15 protein-coding genes are annotated in these 16,993 nt (G+C 76.5%); 4 read left to right on the top strand and 11 right to left on the bottom strand.

Annotated elements, in window-relative coordinates:
- Nucleotides 1-16 precede the first annotated feature (16 nt).
- Nucleotides 17-742: a hypothetical protein gene (locus tag IHE55_RS24235; protein ID WP_307826812.1), complete on the bottom strand. Its 726-nt coding sequence runs from the start codon at nucleotides 740-742 to the stop codon at nucleotides 17-19.
- 118 nt (nucleotides 743-860) lie between these two features.
- On the opposite strand from IHE55_RS24235, the gene IHE55_RS24230 reads away from it, so the two are divergent.
- Complete coding sequence (locus IHE55_RS24230; RefSeq protein WP_197990956.1) at nucleotides 861-1,607, top strand: SIR2 family NAD-dependent protein deacylase; 747 nt, start codon at nucleotides 861-863, stop codon at nucleotides 1,605-1,607.
- Nucleotides 1,608-1,752: 145 nt separating this feature from the next.
- On the opposite strand, the gene IHE55_RS24225 is transcribed toward IHE55_RS24230, so the two are convergent.
- Nucleotides 1,753-2,250, bottom strand: a complete 498-nt coding sequence (locus IHE55_RS24225; RefSeq protein WP_197990955.1) for a methylated-DNA--[protein]-cysteine S-methyltransferase — start codon at nucleotides 2,248-2,250, stop codon at nucleotides 1,753-1,755.
- A gap of 81 nt (nucleotides 2,251-2,331) precedes the next feature.
- Nucleotides 2,332-3,810 (bottom strand): DNA-3-methyladenine glycosylase 2, encoded by a 1,479-nt coding sequence (locus IHE55_RS24220; RefSeq protein WP_197990954.1) that lies wholly within the window; start codon nucleotides 3,808-3,810, stop codon nucleotides 2,332-2,334.
- A gap of 313 nt (nucleotides 3,811-4,123) precedes the next feature.
- Between IHE55_RS24220 and hemC the strand changes: the two genes are divergently transcribed.
- Nucleotides 4,124-5,071, top strand: coding sequence for a hydroxymethylbilane synthase (hemC, locus tag IHE55_RS24215; RefSeq protein WP_197990953.1), 948 nt, complete (start codon nucleotides 4,124-4,126; stop codon nucleotides 5,069-5,071).
- 198 nt (nucleotides 5,072-5,269) lie between these two features.
- On the opposite strand, the gene IHE55_RS24210 is transcribed toward hemC, so the two are convergent.
- Complete coding sequence (locus IHE55_RS24210; protein WP_307826811.1) at nucleotides 5,270-6,040, bottom strand: aminoglycoside phosphotransferase family protein; 771 nt, start codon at nucleotides 6,038-6,040, stop codon at nucleotides 5,270-5,272.
- 145 nt (nucleotides 6,041-6,185) lie between these two features.
- Nucleotides 6,186-7,532 (bottom strand): NsdA family TPR-like regulatory protein, encoded by a 1,347-nt coding sequence (locus IHE55_RS24205; RefSeq protein WP_197990952.1) that lies wholly within the window; start codon nucleotides 7,530-7,532, stop codon nucleotides 6,186-6,188.
- A gap of 126 nt (nucleotides 7,533-7,658) precedes the next feature.
- Here IHE55_RS24205 and IHE55_RS24200 point away from each other — a divergent pair, with 126 nt between their 5' ends.
- A complete protein-coding gene (locus IHE55_RS24200) occupies nucleotides 7,659-8,264 on the top strand; it encodes a hypothetical protein (protein ID WP_197990951.1) in 606 nt (201 codons plus the stop codon).
- A gap of 522 nt (nucleotides 8,265-8,786) precedes the next feature.
- Here IHE55_RS24200 and IHE55_RS24195 read toward each other — a convergent pair.
- From IHE55_RS24195 to IHE55_RS24170, 6 genes are all read right to left on the bottom strand, one after another.
- Nucleotides 8,787-10,205, bottom strand: a complete 1,419-nt coding sequence (locus IHE55_RS24195) for a phytoene desaturase family protein (RefSeq protein WP_197990950.1) — start codon at nucleotides 10,203-10,205, stop codon at nucleotides 8,787-8,789.
- A 54-nt stretch (nucleotides 10,206-10,259) separates the two neighbouring features.
- Nucleotides 10,260-11,087 carry an inositol monophosphatase family protein gene (locus IHE55_RS24190; protein ID WP_197990949.1) on the bottom strand — a complete coding sequence of 276 codons (828 nt, stop codon included), beginning with the start codon at nucleotides 11,085-11,087 and terminating at the stop codon, nucleotides 10,260-10,262.
- Between the two features lie 547 nt (nucleotides 11,088-11,634).
- Nucleotides 11,635-14,019: a protein translocase subunit SecD gene (secD, locus tag IHE55_RS24185; RefSeq protein ID WP_307826810.1), complete on the bottom strand. Its 2,385-nt coding sequence runs from the start codon at nucleotides 14,017-14,019 to the stop codon at nucleotides 11,635-11,637.
- A gap of 72 nt (nucleotides 14,020-14,091) precedes the next feature.
- Nucleotides 14,092-14,505, bottom strand: a complete 414-nt coding sequence (locus IHE55_RS24180) for a hypothetical protein (RefSeq protein ID WP_197990948.1) — start codon at nucleotides 14,503-14,505, stop codon at nucleotides 14,092-14,094.
- Nucleotides 14,506-14,597: 92 nt separating this feature from the next.
- Complete coding sequence (locus tag IHE55_RS24175; RefSeq protein WP_197992216.1) at nucleotides 14,598-15,257, bottom strand: response regulator; 660 nt, start codon at nucleotides 15,255-15,257, stop codon at nucleotides 14,598-14,600.
- Between the two features lie 2 nt (nucleotides 15,258-15,259).
- Nucleotides 15,260-16,219: a HAMP domain-containing sensor histidine kinase gene (locus tag IHE55_RS24170; RefSeq protein WP_197990947.1), complete on the bottom strand. Its 960-nt coding sequence runs from the start codon at nucleotides 16,217-16,219 to the stop codon at nucleotides 15,260-15,262.
- Between the two features lie 360 nt (nucleotides 16,220-16,579).
- Here IHE55_RS24170 and IHE55_RS24165 point away from each other — a divergent pair, with 360 nt between their 5' ends.
- Nucleotides 16,580-16,906: a TraR/DksA family transcriptional regulator gene (locus IHE55_RS24165; protein WP_197990946.1), complete on the top strand. Its 327-nt coding sequence runs from the start codon at nucleotides 16,580-16,582 to the stop codon at nucleotides 16,904-16,906.
- Nucleotides 16,907-16,993 lie beyond the last annotated feature (87 nt).

Below are 16,993 nucleotides of genomic sequence, written 5' to 3'. Positions count from 1 at the left end.
GCGGTGTGCCGGGCGGCTAGCGCGCGGCGGCGTCCCAGGCGTTCCCGAGCCAGCTGTCATGGCTGGTGAGGAGGGCGACGAGGGACGCGGTGACGCGGGGGTCCCACCAGTCGGCGAGCACCTCCAGCTCGAACCCGCCCGGCCCGGACGCGTAGTCCAGCACGGTCCGCCCGCCCAGCCGCCACCGGGTGCGGCGGGGGGTGCGGGCGATGTCGCCGCCGCCCAGGATGCTGGCGACCACGATGGCCGCCTGCACGGGCGAGATCAGCCACCACACGACCCACCAGAACGGCCGGCCCTTGTATCCGACGGCCGGTTCGGCGCCGGCCTGCCGCACGGTCCACCGGGTGCGGACCCGGCCGCCCCTGGCCGCCGGCTCCCGGATGATCCGGGCCAGGGACGCGCCGTCCGCGCCGAGCACCTCGAAGGTGGCCGGGGCCCCCTTCGCCGCCGAGACGGTCCGGACGTGGGCCAGCAGCTGCCGCCGGTACGGGTCGGCCCACAGCGCCAGCTCCCGGGCCCCCTGCTTCCGCGCGGCGAGGTAGGCGCCGGACCCGCCGCCCGGCGGCAGCACGCGCTCCACGTAGGCGAGCGGCCGTGCGGTGGGGCGCTGCTCCGGGGTGGGCCCGTCAGCGACGCGCAGCTCCCGGAAGACCCGTCCGTCCTCGGGCTCGCGCCACCCGCCCCTGGCGCCGGACGCGCCGCCCGTGCTCGGGTCGTGCAGCCAGATGACGTGTCCCACCGTCCGTCTCCCCCGTTGTCCGCGTTCCGTGCCGGTGCCGTCATGGGCCCGCCGGACTCTACCGGCCGTGCCGGAAAGCGCTGGCAGCGGCCCCCGCGGGCTGCGTACGCTCGCCCCCATGAGCAGCGACGCGACACGCCGCCCGCTGGTGGCGCTCCTGACCGGGGCCGGCATCTCCACCGACTCCGGCATCCCGGACTACCGGGGCCCGCGGGGACTGTGGCGGCGCGACCCGGAAGCGGAGAAGCTGGTCACCTACGACTTCTACATGGCCGACCCCGACGTCCGGCGCCGCTCCTGGCTGATGCGGCGGGACAGCGAGGCGCTGCGTGCCCGGCCGAACGCGGCCCACCACGCGGTGACCCGGCTGGCGCGCTCGGGGGTGCCGGTCCGGGTCATCACCCAGAACGTGGACGGACTGCACCAGCTGGCCGGGATGCCGGACCGGAAGGTGCTGGAACTGCACGGCACCGCGCGGGCGGTGCGGTGCACCGGCTGCCACGCGCGCTCGACGATGGAGGAGGCGCTGGCCCGGGTCGAGGCGGGCGAGGACGACCCGGCGTGCCGGGAGTGCGGCGGCATCCTCAAGGCGGCCACGGTGATGTTCGGCGAGTCGCTGGACCCGGAGGTGCTGGGCGAGGCGGTCGCGGTCACCAAGGCGTGCGAGATCTTCATCGCGGTGGGCACCAGCCTCCAGGTGCACCCGGCCGCGGGGCTCGCCGGACTGGCCGCGGAGCACGGCGCTCGGCTGATCATCGTCAACGCCGAGCCGACGCCGTACGACCCGCTGGCGGCGGAGGTGGTCCGCGAGCCGATCGGTACGGCGCTGCCCGCGCTGCTGGACCGCGTCGCCGCGCAGAACTGACCGACCGGGTGCCGGCCCGTCCGGCCCGGGCCCGCCGCCCACCGGGCGCGGGCGGGACGGGCACCGGTCCGGACGGGCGGGCGGGGCCACCGGCAGCGGCGGATGAGCCGCACCGGCGGACGGGACCCGCCCGGCCGGAGACGGCTCAGAAGAGTCGGGCCGGGTCGGCGGCCCCGCTCTCGAAGTCCAGCAGCCGGCGCTTGCGGTCCAGTCCGCCGCCGTAGCCGGTGAGCGCGCCGGAGGAGCCGACGACCCGGTGGCACGGGACGATGATGCTGATCGGGTTCTTCCCGTTGGCCAGCCCCACCGCGCGGGAGGCGGTGGGGTGGCCCAGCCGTTCGGCGAGCTCCCCGTAGGAGACCGTCGTGCCGTACGGGATGTGCCGCAGCTCCTCCCAGACCCGCAGCTGGAACGGGGTGCCGGCCATCCGCAGCGGAAGTCGGAACTCGGTGAGTTCGCCCGCGAAGTACGCCTCCAGCTGCCGGACGGTCTCGGTGAACGGGGTGTCGTCGGGCGTACCGAAGGTCTCCTCGGCGGGGCGGTGGCGCTGGCCCTCCATGTACACGCCGCTGAGGACGCCGTCGGTGGCGACCAGGGTGAGCGGGCCGTAGGGGCTGTCGATGACGGTGTGGACGCGGGTCATGGTCTCGGTCGCGGGCTTCCGGGTCGTGGTGGGCGGGGTGGGGTGGAGAGGTCCGGCGTGGTGGGCGGGCGGCCCGCGCGGTCACCCGGACGGCTCGGGCAGGCGGTTGATCGGATGGTCGTCGGTCGCCCACAGATACTGCACCGCGTAGGCGCGCCACGGCCGCCAGGCGGCGGAGTGCCGCAGCAGCGCCGCCGGGGTGGCCGGCAGCCCGGCCGCCCGGACCGCCTTGCGCACCCCCAGGTCGGTGTGCGGGAAGGCGTCCGGGTCGCCGAGGGCGCGCATCGCGACGATCTCGGCGGTCCAGGGGCCGACGCCGGGCAGCGCGGCCAGCTCCCGGCGGGCCTCCGCCCAGTCGCTCCCGGCGTCCAGCCGCAGCTCGCCCGAGGCGAGGCGGTCCACCAGCGCGGCGAAGGTGACCCGCCGGGCGCCGGGCATGGCCAGGGCCGCGGGGTCCGTCCCGGCGAGGGCGGCCGGGTCCGGGAAGAGGTGGGTCAGCCCGCCCTCGGGGTCCTCCACCGGCTCCCCGTGCGCGGCGACCAGACGGCCCGCGAGGGTCCGTGCGGCGGCCGTGGACACCTGCTGGCCCAGCACCGCCCGGACCGCGAACTCCGGGCCGTCCACGGTGCGCGGCACCCGCCGGCCGGGGGCGGCCCGCACCAGTGGCTCCAGCACCGGGTCGGCGGCGAGCGAGCCGTCCACCGCCTCCGGATCGGCGTCCAGGTCCAGCAGCCGCCGGCAGCGGCTGATGGCACCCGTCAGGTCGCGCGGATCGGTGAGCGAGAGCCGGCACTCCACATGGTCCGGGCGGGGCCGCAGGGTGACCACGCCCCGGCCGTACGGGAGCCGCAGGGTGCGCCGGTAGGCGCCGTCGCGCCACTCCTCGACGCCCGGCACGGCGGTGGCCGCGAGGTGTCCGAAGAGGTTGTCCGGGCACAGCGGGGGCCGGAACGGCAGCCGGAGCCGGATCACCCCGGGCGTCTCCACCGGGGTGCCGCTCCGGGCCCGCCGCCGCAGCTCGCCCGGGGTGAGCGCGAACACCTCCCGTACCGTCTCGTTGAAGGTCCGGACGCTGGCGAACCCGGCGGCGAACGCGATGTCCGCCATCGGCAGCGTGCTGGTCTCGATGAGCAGCCGGGCCGTCTGGGCCCGCTGCGCGCGGGCCAGGGCGAGCGGGCCGGCGCCCAGTTCGGCGCGGAGCTGGCGCTCTATCTGGCGGGTGCTGTACCCGAGGCGGGCGGCGAGCCCGGGCACCCCATCGCGGTCCACCACGCCGTCGGAGATCAGACGCATCGCGCGGGCCACCACGTCGGCCCGCTCGTTCCACCGCGGCGAGCCGGGCGTGGCGTCCGGCCGGCACCGCTTGCAGGCCCGGAACCCGGCCTGCTGGGCCGCGGCGGCGCTCGGGTAGAAGGTCATGTTGCGGACCTTCGGGGGGACGACCGGGCAGCTGGGACGGCAGTAGATCCGGGTGGTGAGGACGGCGGTGAAGAACCACCCGTCGAAACGGGCGTCCTTGGACTGCACGGCGCGTACGCACCGGTCGTGGTCGGTGTGCATGGGTCCAGCATCGGGCACCGCGGGCGGGCCGGGCTCGCGGAAAAACGACATGGCCGTCGGCGCGGGTCCGGTAGGGGTGCCGGGGCCGCCTCCGGGACCGGCGGGCGGGGCGGTCCCGCGAGGACCCGCGGACGGGCTGCCCACGGGAGCCGGCGGGGGCCGGGCGTTCGCCTCGGAGGCCGGGGCCCGTCCCGGCGCGGGCCGCCGGACGGGCCGCCCGCGGGGACCGGCCGGCGGGGCCCCGGTTCTCCACCCGCCCGCCGGCCCGGAGCGTTGCGCGCCCCGACCGCCCGGGAGCCCTAGGGTGGACGCCATGGTTTCCGCCTCCGGCCCCGCCGACACCCTCCGCATCGTCTCCCGCGCCTCCCCCATGGCCCTGGCCCAGGTCGAACGGGTACGCGCCGAACTGGCCGTGCTGCGACCGGGGATCCGGACCGAGGTGGTGCCGGTGACGACCTCGGGCGACCGGTGGCTGGGGGATCTGTCGGCGCTGGGCGGCAAGGGGGCGTTCACCAAGGAGGTGGACGCGGCGCTGGTCGCCGGCGAGGCGGACCTGGCGGTGCACTGCGTCAAGGACATCCCCGCCGACCGGCCGCTGCCGGCCGGCACGGTGTTCGCCGCGTACCTCCGGCGCGACGACATCCGGGACGCGCTGGTGCACCCCGGGGGGCTGACCCTGGACGAGCTGCCGGCCGGGGCCCGGGTGGGCACCTCCTCGGTGCGGCGCAGCGCCCAGCTGGCCATCTCGCACCCGCACCTGGAGTGCGTACCGGTCCGGGGCAACGCCAACCGCCGGCTGGCGAAGCTGGACGCGGGCGAGTTCGACGCGCTGCTGCTGGCGGTCGCCGGGCTGGAGCGGATCGGGCGGGCCGACCGGATCAGCCAGGTGCTGCCGGTGGAGACCATGTGCCCGCCGATCGGCGCGGGGGTGCTCGCCCTCCAGTGCCGGGAGGAGGACAGCCGCACCATCGAGGCGGTGTCCGGTCTCGGGGACGCCGACGCGTGGCGGGAGATCACCGCCGAACGCATGCTGCTCCATGTGCTCCAGGGGCACTGCAACTCGCCGATCGCCGGCTACGCCCGGGCCGAACCGGACGGCCGGCTGTCGCTGCGCGCCCGGGTGTTCACCCCGGACGGCAAGACCGTGCTGGACGCCCACGAGTGGGCCGGCCCGCTGGACCCGGCGACCCTGGGCACCTCGGTCGCGGTGGCCCTGCTGCGGCAGGGCGCCCGCGAGCTGATCGACCGCATCCCGCACTGACCGCCCGCCCCGCGCCCGGGTACGGCACCGCCCGCCGGTCGTGGCGTGCCCCCGGGTACGCGGCCGGGACGGCGCCGTATCCGGGCGCCGTACCCGCCGCCCGGCCGCACCCCGGGGGCCACGGCGGGCGTCGGGCCCGGGCCGGCGGGCGGCGGACGCCGGGGCCCGGGCGGGCCCCGGCCGGGGCCGGCGGCGGGGCTACTCGACCAGGTGCCGGTGCTCCCTGCTCCAGCCGATCCGGTCGGCGAGTTCGCCCAGCAGCCCTTCGGCGACCCAGGTCGCCTGCGGCTCGTGCCCCTGTTCGGCCAGCCGGCGCACCAGGTCGGCGTTGTCCTGCTGCCGGGCGATGACGGCGTCGACGACGCCCTCGGTCGAGTCGAGGCCGTAGGCGGCGCAGAAGTCCGCCAGCCGGGCCCGGCGGTCGGGCGGCGCCGGATGGCGCAGCCGGCGCAGGCACTCGGCATCGCCGCGGAACGGCACGGTGTACTCCAGCGCGTAGGCCACGTCGTGCAGGCGCGGGGCGGGGCGGGCGAAGTCCCAGTCGATGATTCCCACCGGCCGGTTCCCCCGCCAGACGACGTTCCAGGGGCCGAAGTCCCCGTGGCAGACCACCTCGTCACCGCCCGGGACGGCCGGGCCGGTGGCCCAGGTGGCGCCGGGCGGCGGCGAGAAGCCTTCGCAGGCGTCGTGGTAGTCGCGCAGCAGCCGGGCGAAGTTCCGCAGGCCCTGGCGGTCCACCACCGCGGCCCAGCCCGCCGGCCCGGCGTCGCCCTCGATGAAGGTGAGGACCTCACGCCCCTGGTCGTCGATGCCCAGCGGCCGCGGGGCGTGGCGGAAGCCGGCCTCCGCCAGGTGCCGCAGCAGGGCGTGGACGGTGGACGTCCACGGCTGCACGGGCCTGCGCACGGTGTCCCCGACACGCACCACCCGGCGGTGGACGCCGTCCTGCATCACTTCCTCGCTCACCACCCGGCGCACGCTACCCGGGCATCCGCGGCCGGGGCACCTGGATTGCCGCGGTACGGGCGGGCCGGCGGCGGGCCCGTGGGACGCCGGGCGGTGGGCACCGCGGCGAGCGGTCACCCCGCCGGGTGCGAGACCCGGCGGCGCCGGCTCACGCCACGCGCTTGACGGCGGCGATGTCGCGGGCTCGCTCGTCGAGGGCGCGGGCCTCCCGGTTGCGCAGGTACGGGGCGATGCGCGTGCGCAGGGTCACCAGGTGTTCGTCGCCGCGCGCCGTGGTCACGGACGCGTAGTCGTCGAGGAAGGCGTGCCAGGTCCGGCACGACTCCTCCAGGTGACCGAACTCCAGCTGCCGCTGGGCGAGCAGCCCGTTCGCGTGGATGCGCCCCTGCCGTTCCTGGCGCGGCTGGAGCTTCAGGCAGGTCTGCATCGCCTTGATGGAGCCCTGCAGGTCCCCGCCCTCGTACAGCACGTGCGAGACGTGGAACTGGTAGGCGCTGGCGTCGTAACCGCCGACCGACTCACGCCGCGAGTCGGCCTTCGACAGGGCCGCCTCGGCCTCACGGAGCCGCGTCCGTGCCTGGCGGCCGTCCCCGACCAGCGAGGCGGCGTGGGCCTGCTGCCCGCGCAGGAAGGCCAGGAGGCGGGGGCCGGCGGCCGGTGCCGCCTCCGCCGCCGAGTCGGCCAGCTCCAGTGCTTTGCGGCCGTACCGCAGGTGGGCCGCCTGCAGCGACATCCCGCGGAGCGTACGGCAGTACGTGACCTTGTCGTTCGCCTCCGCCGCCAGGCCGAGCGCCTTGAGGTAGTACCGCTGGCCCAGCCCGTGTTCGCGCTCGTACATGGCCATCCAGCCGGTGAGGTACACCAGGTCGGAGGCGGCGGAGAGCATGTCCTGGCGGACCTCGTCGGTGGCCGACGCCCGCAGGTACGGCCCCACGGTGTTGACCAGGAACGCCGCCGCCATCGGCCTCGCCACGCCGCCGCCCAGTTCGTCCAGGAGATCGGCGATCCGGTCCGTGGTGGTGCGGACCGTCGCCACGTCCCCGGCGCCGATGCGGACCGGGCTCCGCGGCTCCTCCCTCCGCGGTGCGCCGTCGGGCAGGAGGTCCCGGAAGGCAGGTACCGCGAGGGCGGCCGAGTAGAGCCCTGCGTTCAGCATGCTGCGGCGCGTCGGGTGCATGTCTGCCTCTCCGAGTTCCAGTAGCCGTGTCACCAAGTCTGCGGCGTGTTCCCCTTGATCAGTAGACGAAGGTAGGCCAGCGTCGGCGTGCGCGACCGGACGTCCCAGCTTCCGGGAGAGCGCTTCGACGATCAGCGGACGCGCCTTCTCGCTCGGCACGTGCCCCTTGAGCCATGCCCGCGCGGTCTGCGGACTGTAGGTCGTCGGTGTCCCGCACTCCGTCCCGATCCGGTTCACCTGCTGCGCGAACTGCCGCAACGTCCAACCGGTCTCGCGGTACAGCAGTTCCATCGCCGCGTTCGGCTCTCGTTGCGCCATGTTGTCAACTCCCCGTACGAAACCCCGTTTTACGCGTTTCAAAACCGCTCGGGCCCCGACGGTACCGATAGCCGCGGCCAGACGGTTGCGTAGGGCGAGGAAAGTACACCCGTCCCCGGAGGACCCATGACCACGTGGGAAGACGCGGCCCGAGAGGCCGGCGTGGCAACCGCTCAGCTGCGGGCCGCACTCACCGCGGCCGGTGTGGCCCTGCCGTACCTGGCGACGACGCGCAGCATCGCGCAGGCGACGCCCACGGCGCGGGTCGAGCTGGGCGGGGCCACGGTCGCGGACGTGCGGCGGCTCACCGAGCTGATCACCAAGGGACTGGCGGCGGAGGGCAAGGCGCCGCACCCGGTGCCGGGCCCGGGGGCCGTGGTGACGGACACGCTCCGGATGCGGGTGGGGAAGGTGGTCGGATGGGACGGTGCGAAGGGCGCGCTGACGCTCCGGCCGGCGGACGGCGGCGACCCGTGGGAGGCCACGCTCTTCCGCAGCCCCACCGAGCGGGAGAAGCTGGAGTACCGGATGCGGGAGAACGCGCACCGGTGCCGGCGTCCGGCCGGCGGGCGGCAGCCGGACGCGGACGATCCGCCCGGCGACCCGGCGCCCGCCGCGGCCGGTGCCGCGGGCACCCGGACCTGCGGTGCCCCGCCGCGCGGGGCCGACCGGCTGCGGGGGCGGCGGGTCGGTTTCGAGCCCCGGCCACGGCGGCGGCCGGACGACCGCTGACCGGCACCTCGGCCCCACGGCGCGAACGGCCGCGCCCCCGGCGGAACCCGCCCGGGGGATGACGCAAAGCCGCGCGCCCCGACGAACTCCCGCCCCCGCCCCGCGCGGCATCCTCCTCCCCCGAGTGCCCGGCGCGGCGCTCCCCTCCCGAGTGCCCGGGGGGCGGGGGCGGGTCACCGGACCGGCGGGCCGCCGCGACGCTGACGCCTCTCAGCAGCGGTGCCCGCCCGGGGGCGCCGGCGGAACTCTCCCCCTTTCCGCCGGCGCCCCACCTCCGTCTCCCCTTCCTGTCTCCCGCCCCCGGCCTCCTGTCTCCTGTCTCCGCACCGGCCGGCGGACGGCCGGCCTGGTGTTCCGGCCGGTGAACCGTTCCGGCCGGTCGCCGGCGGAGGCGGACGGGATACGCCCCGCCTCCGCAGGGCGCGCCAGGGCCGGGGACGTGCCGGGGCCCGGGACGCCCGGAGCCGCGGACGGGCCCGCGGCCCGAGCCGGGGGCCGGTCGGCAGCCGGGCCGGGGCCGGGTCAGGGCCGGGCGCGCAGGCGCCGCCACACCGCGCGGGCCGCGTGGTGACCGGACATTCCGTGCACCCCGGGGCCGGGCGGGGTCGCGGCCGAGCACAGGAAGACGGCCGGGTGGGCGGTGGTGTACGGCACCCGGGTCAGCTTGGGCCGCAGGACCGCGGTGAGCCCCTGGAAGGCGCCGCAGGCGAAGTCGCCACCCACGTAGTTCGCGTTGCGCGCGGCCACCTGGGGCGGCCCGGCGGTGGCGCGGGCCAGGACCAGGTCCCGGAAACCGGGCGCGAACCGCTCGATCTGGCGCTCGATCACCTCGGTGGCGTCGCCGGTCCAGCCGTTGGGCACGTGCCCGTACACCCAGAAGGTGTGCCGGCCCTCCGGGGCCCGGGTGGGGTCGATGAGCGAGGGCTGAGCGGTGATCAGGAACGGTACCGAGGGGTCCCGGCCCTCGACCGCGGCCCGCAGCGCGGCGTCGATGTCGCCGCTGGTGGGGCCGAGGTGGACGGTGCCGGCCCGGCGGGCCGCGGGCGCGGTCCACGGCACCGGCCCGGTCAGCGCGTAATCGATCTTGAAGACGCTGGCGCCGTAGCGGTAGCGCCGGTAGGCGTCGCCCAGTCCGGCGATCCGGGCCAGCGCGGTGGGCGAGGTGTCGAAGACGTACGCCCGGGTCGGCGGCAGGTCGTCCAGCCGTTTGACCTCGAACCCGGTGTGCACCGCGCCGCCCAGCTCCCGCAGCCAGGAGCCGAGGGCGTCGGAGATGGCCTGGGAGCCGCCGCGCGGCACCGGCCAGCCGACCTCGTGGGCGGCGAGCGCGAAGGTGAGGGCGATGCCGCCGGTGGCGATCCCGGTGAGCGGGGCGACGGCGTGCGCGGCGAGCCCGGCGAGCATGCCGCGGGCCCTGGCGTTGCGGAACCGGCGGTTGAGGAGGGCGGCCGGCGGGCCCGCCAGCAGACCGAAGCGGGCCCAGGTGACCGGGTCCCGGGGCAGGCCCAGCCACTGGGTCCGCAGCACGTCCTGGGACAGGGTGTCCCAGCGGCCCAGGAAGGGCGCGACCAGCCGCCGGTAGGCCCCCGCGTCACGGGAGCCCAGGGAGGACGCGGTCTCGCCCACCGAACGGGCCAGCACCGCGGCGGTCCCGTCCGGGAAGGGGTGGGCCAGCGGCAGCTCGGGGTGGAGCCACTCCAGCCCGTGCCGGTGCAGCGGCATGTCCCGGAAGGCGGGCGACCCGACGCCGAGCGGATGCACGGCGGAGCACGGGTCGTGCCGGAAGCCGGGCAGCGTCAGCTCCTCGGTACGGGCGCCGCCGCCGATCGTGTCCGCGGCCTCGAAGACCGCCACCGACAGTCCGCGCCGGGCGAGTTCGACGGCCGCGGTCAGCCCGTTGGGGCCGGCCCCCACCACCACCGCATCGAGCATCGACGCCACCTCGTCCTCCTCGCCGTCGCGGGGCGTCCCTTGGCGGCCTGCGCCGAGGACCCGTCAGCCGGCCGTGGCCAGCAGGCTCAGAATATGCCGTGCGGTCGCCTCGTCCCGCGCCGCGGTGAACGGCAGCGCGTTACCGCCCGCGATCCGGAACGGCTCGCCCGCGACGGTGGCGCTCGCTCCCCCGGCCTCCGCCACCAGCAGCAGCCCGGCCGCGTGGTCCCAGGCGTTCTCCCAGGAGAACGCGACGGCGTCCAGCGCGCCGCGCGCCACGGCCAGGTACTCCAGGCCGGCCGAGCCGCACGGGCGCGGCGCCACCCCGTCGGTGGTCAGCCCGGCCAGGGCGCGCTTCTGTTCGTCGGTGGTGAAGTCGTAGTGGGATATCGCCACCTGGAGCACCGCGCCCGGGGCCGGGGAGCCGGCGGCCAGCGGCTCGCCGTCCAGCCGGGCGCCCTGCCCGCGGCGCGCCACCGCCATCAGGTCCAGGGCCGGCGCGTACGTCCAGGAGGCCAGCACCTCGCCCCGGTGCGCCAGCGCCACCAGGCAGGCGAAGCCCGGATCGCCGTGCACGAACTGCCGGGTGCCGTCCACCGGGTCCACGATCCACACCGGGGCGTCGCCGCTGAGCGCGACGAGCAGCGACGGGTCGGCGTGCACCGCTTCCTCGCCGACCACCGCGGAGCCCGGCAGCAGGGCGGTGAGCGAGGCGGTGAGGTGTTCCTCGGCGAGCCGGTCGGCGACGGTCACCAGGTCGTGCGGGCCGTTCTTGCGCAGCACCTCGTGGTCGGCCAGCTGCCGAAAGCGCGGCAGGACCTCGGCCGCGGCCGCCTTGCGGACCGCCTCCTCGACGTCGGAGAGGTCACTGGCGAGAAATTGCTCCATCATGCCCCCCATCGAACCATGTGCATCCGACACCCGGTTGCCCGCCCGTCACCGGGGGATGGCCGCAGGGTGAACGCGGCCCCACGGCGCCGCCCGCGCGCTCCCGGCCGCGGATCTCCGGGCCCGGGCGGACGTCCCCGCGGGGGCGCGGGCCCCGGGCCCCGTGCCCCGGCCGGGGCCGAGGCACGGGGCGGCGCCGGGGAACCGGGCGGACGTCCCCGCCGGACCCCCGCCGGGGGCCGGGACCGGGCGGTACCGGCCCGGGCGCGGTGGCGGTCACGGACGTCCGGGGACCGCCCGCCCGGGCCCGCCGGCCGCCCGGCAGGCCGAACGGCCCCGGAGGCCGCCCCGGGGCCACCCCGGCCGGGGCCCGTGCCGGACCCGCCCGGGAGACCTGCCCGCGACCGGACGGGACCGTCCGGACCGGGACCCACCGGCCCGGCCCGGACGGCACGGGGACCCGCCGGGCGTCCGGCCGGTCAGCGGGCGGGGCCGCCGCGGGTGCGCAGGTCCTCCTCCCGGCCGGTCACCCGGTCGCCGTCCCGGCCGGTCACCCGCTCGCGTCCCGCCCGGCGCGCCCGGCCGGTGTGCGGGGCCCGTCCGCGGGTTCCGGGCCGGCCGCGGGTCCGGTCCCGGGCCGCTTCCCGGCCGGCTCGCCGCCGCGGTGGCGCCGTCCCGGGGCGGAGCGGCGGTCGTGCCGGGCGAGTTCGACCGCCACCGGGGCGGCGGTGAAGACCGACGAGTAGGTGCCCACGACCAGGCCGAGCAGGAGCGCGAAGGCGAAGTCGGTGAGCGATTCGCCGCCCAGCACCACCAGGGCGGTGAGGATGAAGCCCGCCCCGATGCCGGTGTTGACGGTGCGCGGCAGGGTCTGCAGGATCGCGTCGTTCACCAGCCGCGCGGTCGGTTCCGCGCGGTCCCGCCGGCACAGCTCCCGGACGCGGTCGAACAGGACCACCGAGTCGTTCACCGAGTAGCCGATGACGGTCAGCAGCGCGGCCAGGAACACCCCGTCGATCGACTTGCCGAGCCAGGCGAAGACGCCCACCAGGATGACCACGTCGTGGGCGAGGGCGGCGACCGCGGCCGCGCCGAACACCCAGCGGAAGCGCGCCGCGAGGTAGAGCAGCTGGGCGCCGAGGGCCACCGCCAGGGCGATCAGCGCCCCCTGCCGCAGCTCCTTGCTGAGGCTGGGGCCGATCAGCTCGTCGCGGAGCTTGCCGGTGCTCTTCCCGCCCAGCTCCTTCACGGTGGAGGTGACCTTCTCCTCCTCGGCCTCGGTGAGTTTCCCGGTGCGCACCGTGAGGTTGCGGTCGCCGGAGGACTGGACGACGGCGCGGGGGAAGCCGGCGTCGGCGAGCGCGGAGCGGGCCCGGTCCGGATCGACGGAGGCGGACGTCCGGTACTCGATGAGCCGGCCGCCGGTGAACTCCACGCCCAGGTCCAGGCCGCGCACCGCGATGCCGGAACCGGCCAGCACGGCGGCGATCAGGGACGTGGCCAGCCAGCGCCGCGGCCGGCGCATCAGCTGCGGACCACGGCGCAGCAGCCGGTCCCGGACGACGCCGGTGTGGGCGATGCCGCTGATCCGGGGCCGCTTCCGGACGGCGGGCCGGCCGGCGGCGAACTCGGCCAGCACCCGGGTGATCACCAGTGCGCTGACCATCGAGGCGAGGACGCCGATGCCGAGGGTGACGCCGAAGCCCCGGACCGGGCCGGAGGCGAAGAAGAACAGCAGGGCGGCGGCGATCAGGGTGGTGATGTTGGAGTCGGCGATGGCGCTGAGGGCGTTGCGGAACCCGGCGGCCATCGACGAGCGGGTGCTGGGCCGGCCACGGGCCGCGTATTCCTCCCGGGCCCGTTCGAAGACCAGGACGTTGGCGTCCACGGCCATGCCGATGGCCAGCACGAAGCCGGCCAGGCCGGGCAGGGTGAGGGTGGCGCCGAGCGCGGCCAGCGCCGCGTAGGAGATGACGCCGTAGGCGAGCAGGGCCAGGGTGGCCAGCGCGCCCATGAGCCGGTAGACGGCGATGACGAAGAGCGCGGTCAGCGCGGTGCCGATGGCGGCGGCCCAGGCGCTGGCCCGGATGGCCTCCTCGCCCAGGGTGGGGCCGACGGTGCGCTGCTCGACGATCTCCACCGGCACCGGCAGCGCGCCGCCGCTGATGAGCAGGGCCAGCTGGCGCGCCTCGTCGCGGTCGAAGGAGCCGGTGATGCGGGTGGAGCCGTCGGTCATGCCGACGCGGCAGGAGACGGACGGATCGACCTGGGGGGAGGAGATGACGGTGTCGTCCAGGACGATGGCGACCCGGCGGGTGGGGTCGCCGGCCGCCTGGCAGGCCGCCTCGCCGGTGAGCTTCGCCCAGCTGTCCCGTCCGGAGCCGCGGAAGTCCACGGTGACGTGCCAGCCGCCGCCCTGCGCGTCGTAGCCGGCGTCGGCGCCCTTGACGTCCTTGCCGGTGATGGCGGCGGGGCCCAGTCGCAGCGGGGTGCCGGACTCGTCGGGCAGCACGCTCTCCTTGTCCCGCTCGGGGGTACGGCCGGGCTTCGGCTCGTCCCGGGGGGCGGTGCCCAGCACCGGGTGGAAGGTGAGCTGGGCGGTGCGGCCGAGGGTCTCGGCGGCCTCCTCGGGGTCCTGCACGCCGGGCAGTTCCACGATGATCCGGTTGCTGCCGGAGCGGACCATGGTGGGTTCGGCGACGCCCAGCGCGTCGATCCGGCCGCGCAGCACCTCCAGGGTGCGGTCGGTGACCTCGTCGTCGGCCTCGACGGTGGGGGTGGAGCGGGTTTCCAGCACGATCTGGGTGCCGCCGCGCAGATCGAGTCCGAGCCGGACCGGTACCGCGACGGCGACCCAGACCGACACGCCGACCACCAGGAGGGCGAAGATCGCCCTCAGCCGTGCCGAACGGTTTGCTGTGGAACGTTTTCTCACCAGGAGCCTCCAGGGCACACCGCGGCCGCCGGACGGCGCGGTGAAGGGGGAAGAAAGAGCGGGGAGCGGGTGTCAGCTGCCTGGAGGTACGGGTGGGGCGCGCCCGCGGTCCCGGGACTGCGGGACGGTGGCGAGAGGGAGGTCCGAGGTGGCCGGCGCGGTGCGGACCGGGCCGGACGGGACGGCGGCGGCGCCGCGCGGCGGGAGCGGGTGGTGGCCCGGGGGCGTGGTGCGCTCGCCCAGCGGGTCGCGCGGGAGCCGGACGCGGGCGGTGGGCCCCGGCAGGCTTCCGTCGTCCGCGTGCTGGGCGGCGTCGAGGTGCTGGGCGGCGGCCGCGCCCGCCGTGACCGGTCCGGCGGGCGGGCCCGGCGCGCCGGTGCCGGCGACGGCGAGGGCCAGCACCAGGGCGGCCACCAGCGCGGCGAGCGCGGCCGCGGGGCGGCGACGGCCGCGCACGCCCGGGGCGGTGCGTGGTGACCGGTGCATGCACCGTCCCTTCGGTGTGACCGGGGCCGGGCGCGCGGGGCGCTCCGGCGGGTGGCCCGGTGCTGGGTGGGGGCGGCCGGTGGCCGCCGGGGTCAGGGTTCGACGAGGCCGGCGCGGATGGCGTACCGGGTCAGTTCCAGCCGGTCGCGCAGGCCCAGCTTCTGGAGCAGGTTGGTCCGGTGCCGCTGGACGGTCTTCACGCTGATGAAGAGGATCTCGGCGATCTCCTTGGAGGAGTGGCCCTCGGCGACCAGCTTGAGCACCTCCTCCTCGCGGGCGGTCAGCACCTGGTCGGGGGTCTCCTCGCCGTGCCGGACCCGGTCCAGGTAGTTGCGGATGAGGGCGGTGACCGCGCCCGGGTACAGGAACGGCTCGTCGCGCATCGCGGCCCGGCAGGCGGCGACCAGGTCGCGGTCGGCGACGGACTTCAGCACGTATCCGCCGGCGCCGGCCTTCAGGGCCTGGAAGAAGTACTGCTCGTTGTCGTGCATGGTCAGCATGAGGATGCGCAGCCCGGGTTTGAGCGCGGCCAGCTCCCGGGCGGCCTGCAGCCCGGTCAGCCGGGGCATGGCGATGTCCAGGACGGCGAGGTCGATGTCGTGGCTGCGGGCCATGTCGATGGCCTCGGCGCCGTCCCCGGCCTCGGCGACCACCTGCAGGTCCGGTTCGCGGTCGAGGATCAGCCGGACCCCGCGGCGCACCAGCGCGTGGTCGTCGGCGAGGAGGATGCGGATCGGGGACGGTACGGACATGGTCACGATGGCTTCCTGATGACGGGGACGGTCAGCCGGACCCGGGTGCCGGCCCCGGGGGCGGGGGCGATGTCGAAGGTGGCGCCGATGAGGAGGGCCCTCTCCCGCATACCGCGTATGCCGGCGCCCTCGCAGGTGGCCGCGGTGCCGCGGCCGTCGTCCGCCACGGCCAGCTCCACGGTGTCACCGGCCCGGCGCAGGCTCACCTCCACGTGCGTGGCGTCGGCGTGGCGGGCGACGTTGGTCAGGCTCTCCTGCGCGACCCGGTACAGCACCAGTTCCGTCTCGCGGTCCAGGGCCGGCAGGTCGGCGTCGATGCGGCGGCGCACCCGCAGCCCGGCGTGGGTGGCGAAGTCGTTGGTGAGCGAGGTCAGCGCGCTGACCAGGCCGAGGTCGTCCAGGACGCCGGGGCGCAGCCGACGCACCAGGCGGCGGACCTCGTCCAGGCTCGCACGGGTGATCTCCTGGATCTGGCGCAGCTCGCCGTGGAGCGGTTCGTCCGACTCGTCGGCGACGCGTTCCAGGGCGAGCAGGATCGCGGTCATGCTCTGGCCGACCTCGTCGTGGAGTTCGTGGGCGATCCGGCGGCGCTCGGCCTCCTGCGCCATCAGCACCCGGGCGCTGCTGGCGGCCCGCTCGGACTCCAGCCGGTCGAGCATCGCGTTGAAGGTGCGGGTCAGCTCGGCCACCTCGCCGCCCTGCCCCAGGTCGGCGGCGATCCGCTGGCCGGGGCGGAGCAGGTCGACGGTGGTCATCAGCCGGGTGACGCGCTCCAGGGGGGACAGTCCCCAGCGCAGCAGGGCCGCGTTGGCGACCAGCATGACGATCAGGCCGCACACCAGGATGACGGCTTCGGTCAGGACGACCGGGACCGAGACGGTCACCGGGGCCAGCAGCAGCAGCGCCGTGGCCGTGCCCAGCACCACGGCGTTGAGCCCGAAGATCCGCCAGAACAGGGACACCGGGGGAACGCCTCCTCACATGAACGCTTCGCCTCTACTGTCGGGCATCGCGCACCCCAGGTGAGCCGCGGCCCCGGTCCCGACCGGGCCTGCGGCCCAGGCTGCCCGCCGGCCCGGGCCGGGTCGATGGGGTCCGGGCCCCATTTCCGGGTGGTCGCCGTACCCATTTCCCGGTGCGGTGGGGGTGCCCGGCCCCCGGGAGATGGGGCCTGCGCCGGATAGGTACCGGGCGGGAGAAAGGTCATGGTGGGGACATGGCCCGGCAGGGGATGCCGGCGGCGTCCCGGCGGCCGGTCCGCGAGGCCGTCCCGGCGGCGCCCTGCCGCGTATCAACGTCCACCGCCCGAGAAAGGGACACCCATGTCGCTCGACCCGCCCCGGACCGAACCCCGTCCCGCTCGGCTGACCGTGCACGAGGCCCGGCAGCGCCTGGAGCAGGCCCGCAACGCCCGGCTGACGCAGCTCCAGGCCCTCGGCGGGACCGGCCAGACCGCGGACGACCACCTGATGTCGGCGCAGCGGGAGGCCATCGGGCGGGTGCTGGCGGAGATCGACGAGGCGTTCGCCCGGATCGCCGCCGGCACCTACGGGACCTGCCTGGGCTGCGCCAAGCCCGTCCCGGCGGAGCGCCTGGAGATCCTGCCGTACACGCGGTTCTGCGTCGGCTGCCAGCGCCGTTCGGCCTGACGGCGCCCCCGCCCGGCCGCGCCGGCGGACCCCGCCGCCCGGCCCGCCGGCGGCGCGGCGGCGCCGCGGCCCTTCCCCCTCCGTCCC

Source organism: Streptomyces pactum (assembly GCF_016031615.1).
Lineage (GTDB): Bacteria > Actinomycetota > Actinomycetes > Streptomycetales > Streptomycetaceae > Streptomyces > Streptomyces pactus.
This window is presented reverse-complemented; position numbering and strand designations above follow the sequence as displayed.

Bases quoted from the DNA above. Each gene is read 5' to 3' on its own strand.
- IHE55_RS24230 (WP_197990956.1), top strand. From the start codon at position 861: ATGAGCAGCGACGCGACACGCCGCCCGCTGGTGGCGCTCCTGACCGGG.
- IHE55_RS24225 (WP_197990955.1), bottom strand. From the start codon at position 2,250: ATGACCCGCGTCCACACCGTCATCGACAGCCCCTACGGCCCGCTCACC.
- IHE55_RS24220 (WP_197990954.1), bottom strand. From the start codon at position 3,810: ATGCACACCGACCACGACCGGTGCGTACGCGCCGTGCAGTCCAAGGAC.
- hemC (WP_197990953.1), top strand. From the start codon at position 4,124: ATGGTTTCCGCCTCCGGCCCCGCCGACACCCTCCGCATCGTCTCCCGC.
- IHE55_RS24205 (WP_197990952.1), bottom strand. From the start codon at position 7,532: ATGGCGCAACGAGAGCCGAACGCGGCGATGGAACTGCTGTACCGCGAG.
- IHE55_RS24200 (WP_197990951.1), top strand. From the start codon at position 7,659: ATGACCACGTGGGAAGACGCGGCCCGAGAGGCCGGCGTGGCAACCGCT.
- IHE55_RS24190 (WP_197990949.1), bottom strand. From the start codon at position 11,087: ATGATGGAGCAATTTCTCGCCAGTGACCTCTCCGACGTCGAGGAGGCG.
- IHE55_RS24180 (WP_197990948.1), bottom strand. From the start codon at position 14,505: ATGCACCGGTCACCACGCACCGCCCCGGGCGTGCGCGGCCGTCGCCGC.
- IHE55_RS24175 (WP_197992216.1), bottom strand. From the start codon at position 15,257: ATGTCCGTACCGTCCCCGATCCGCATCCTCCTCGCCGACGACCACGCG.
- IHE55_RS24165 (WP_197990946.1), top strand. From the start codon at position 16,580: ATGTCGCTCGACCCGCCCCGGACCGAACCCCGTCCCGCTCGGCTGACC.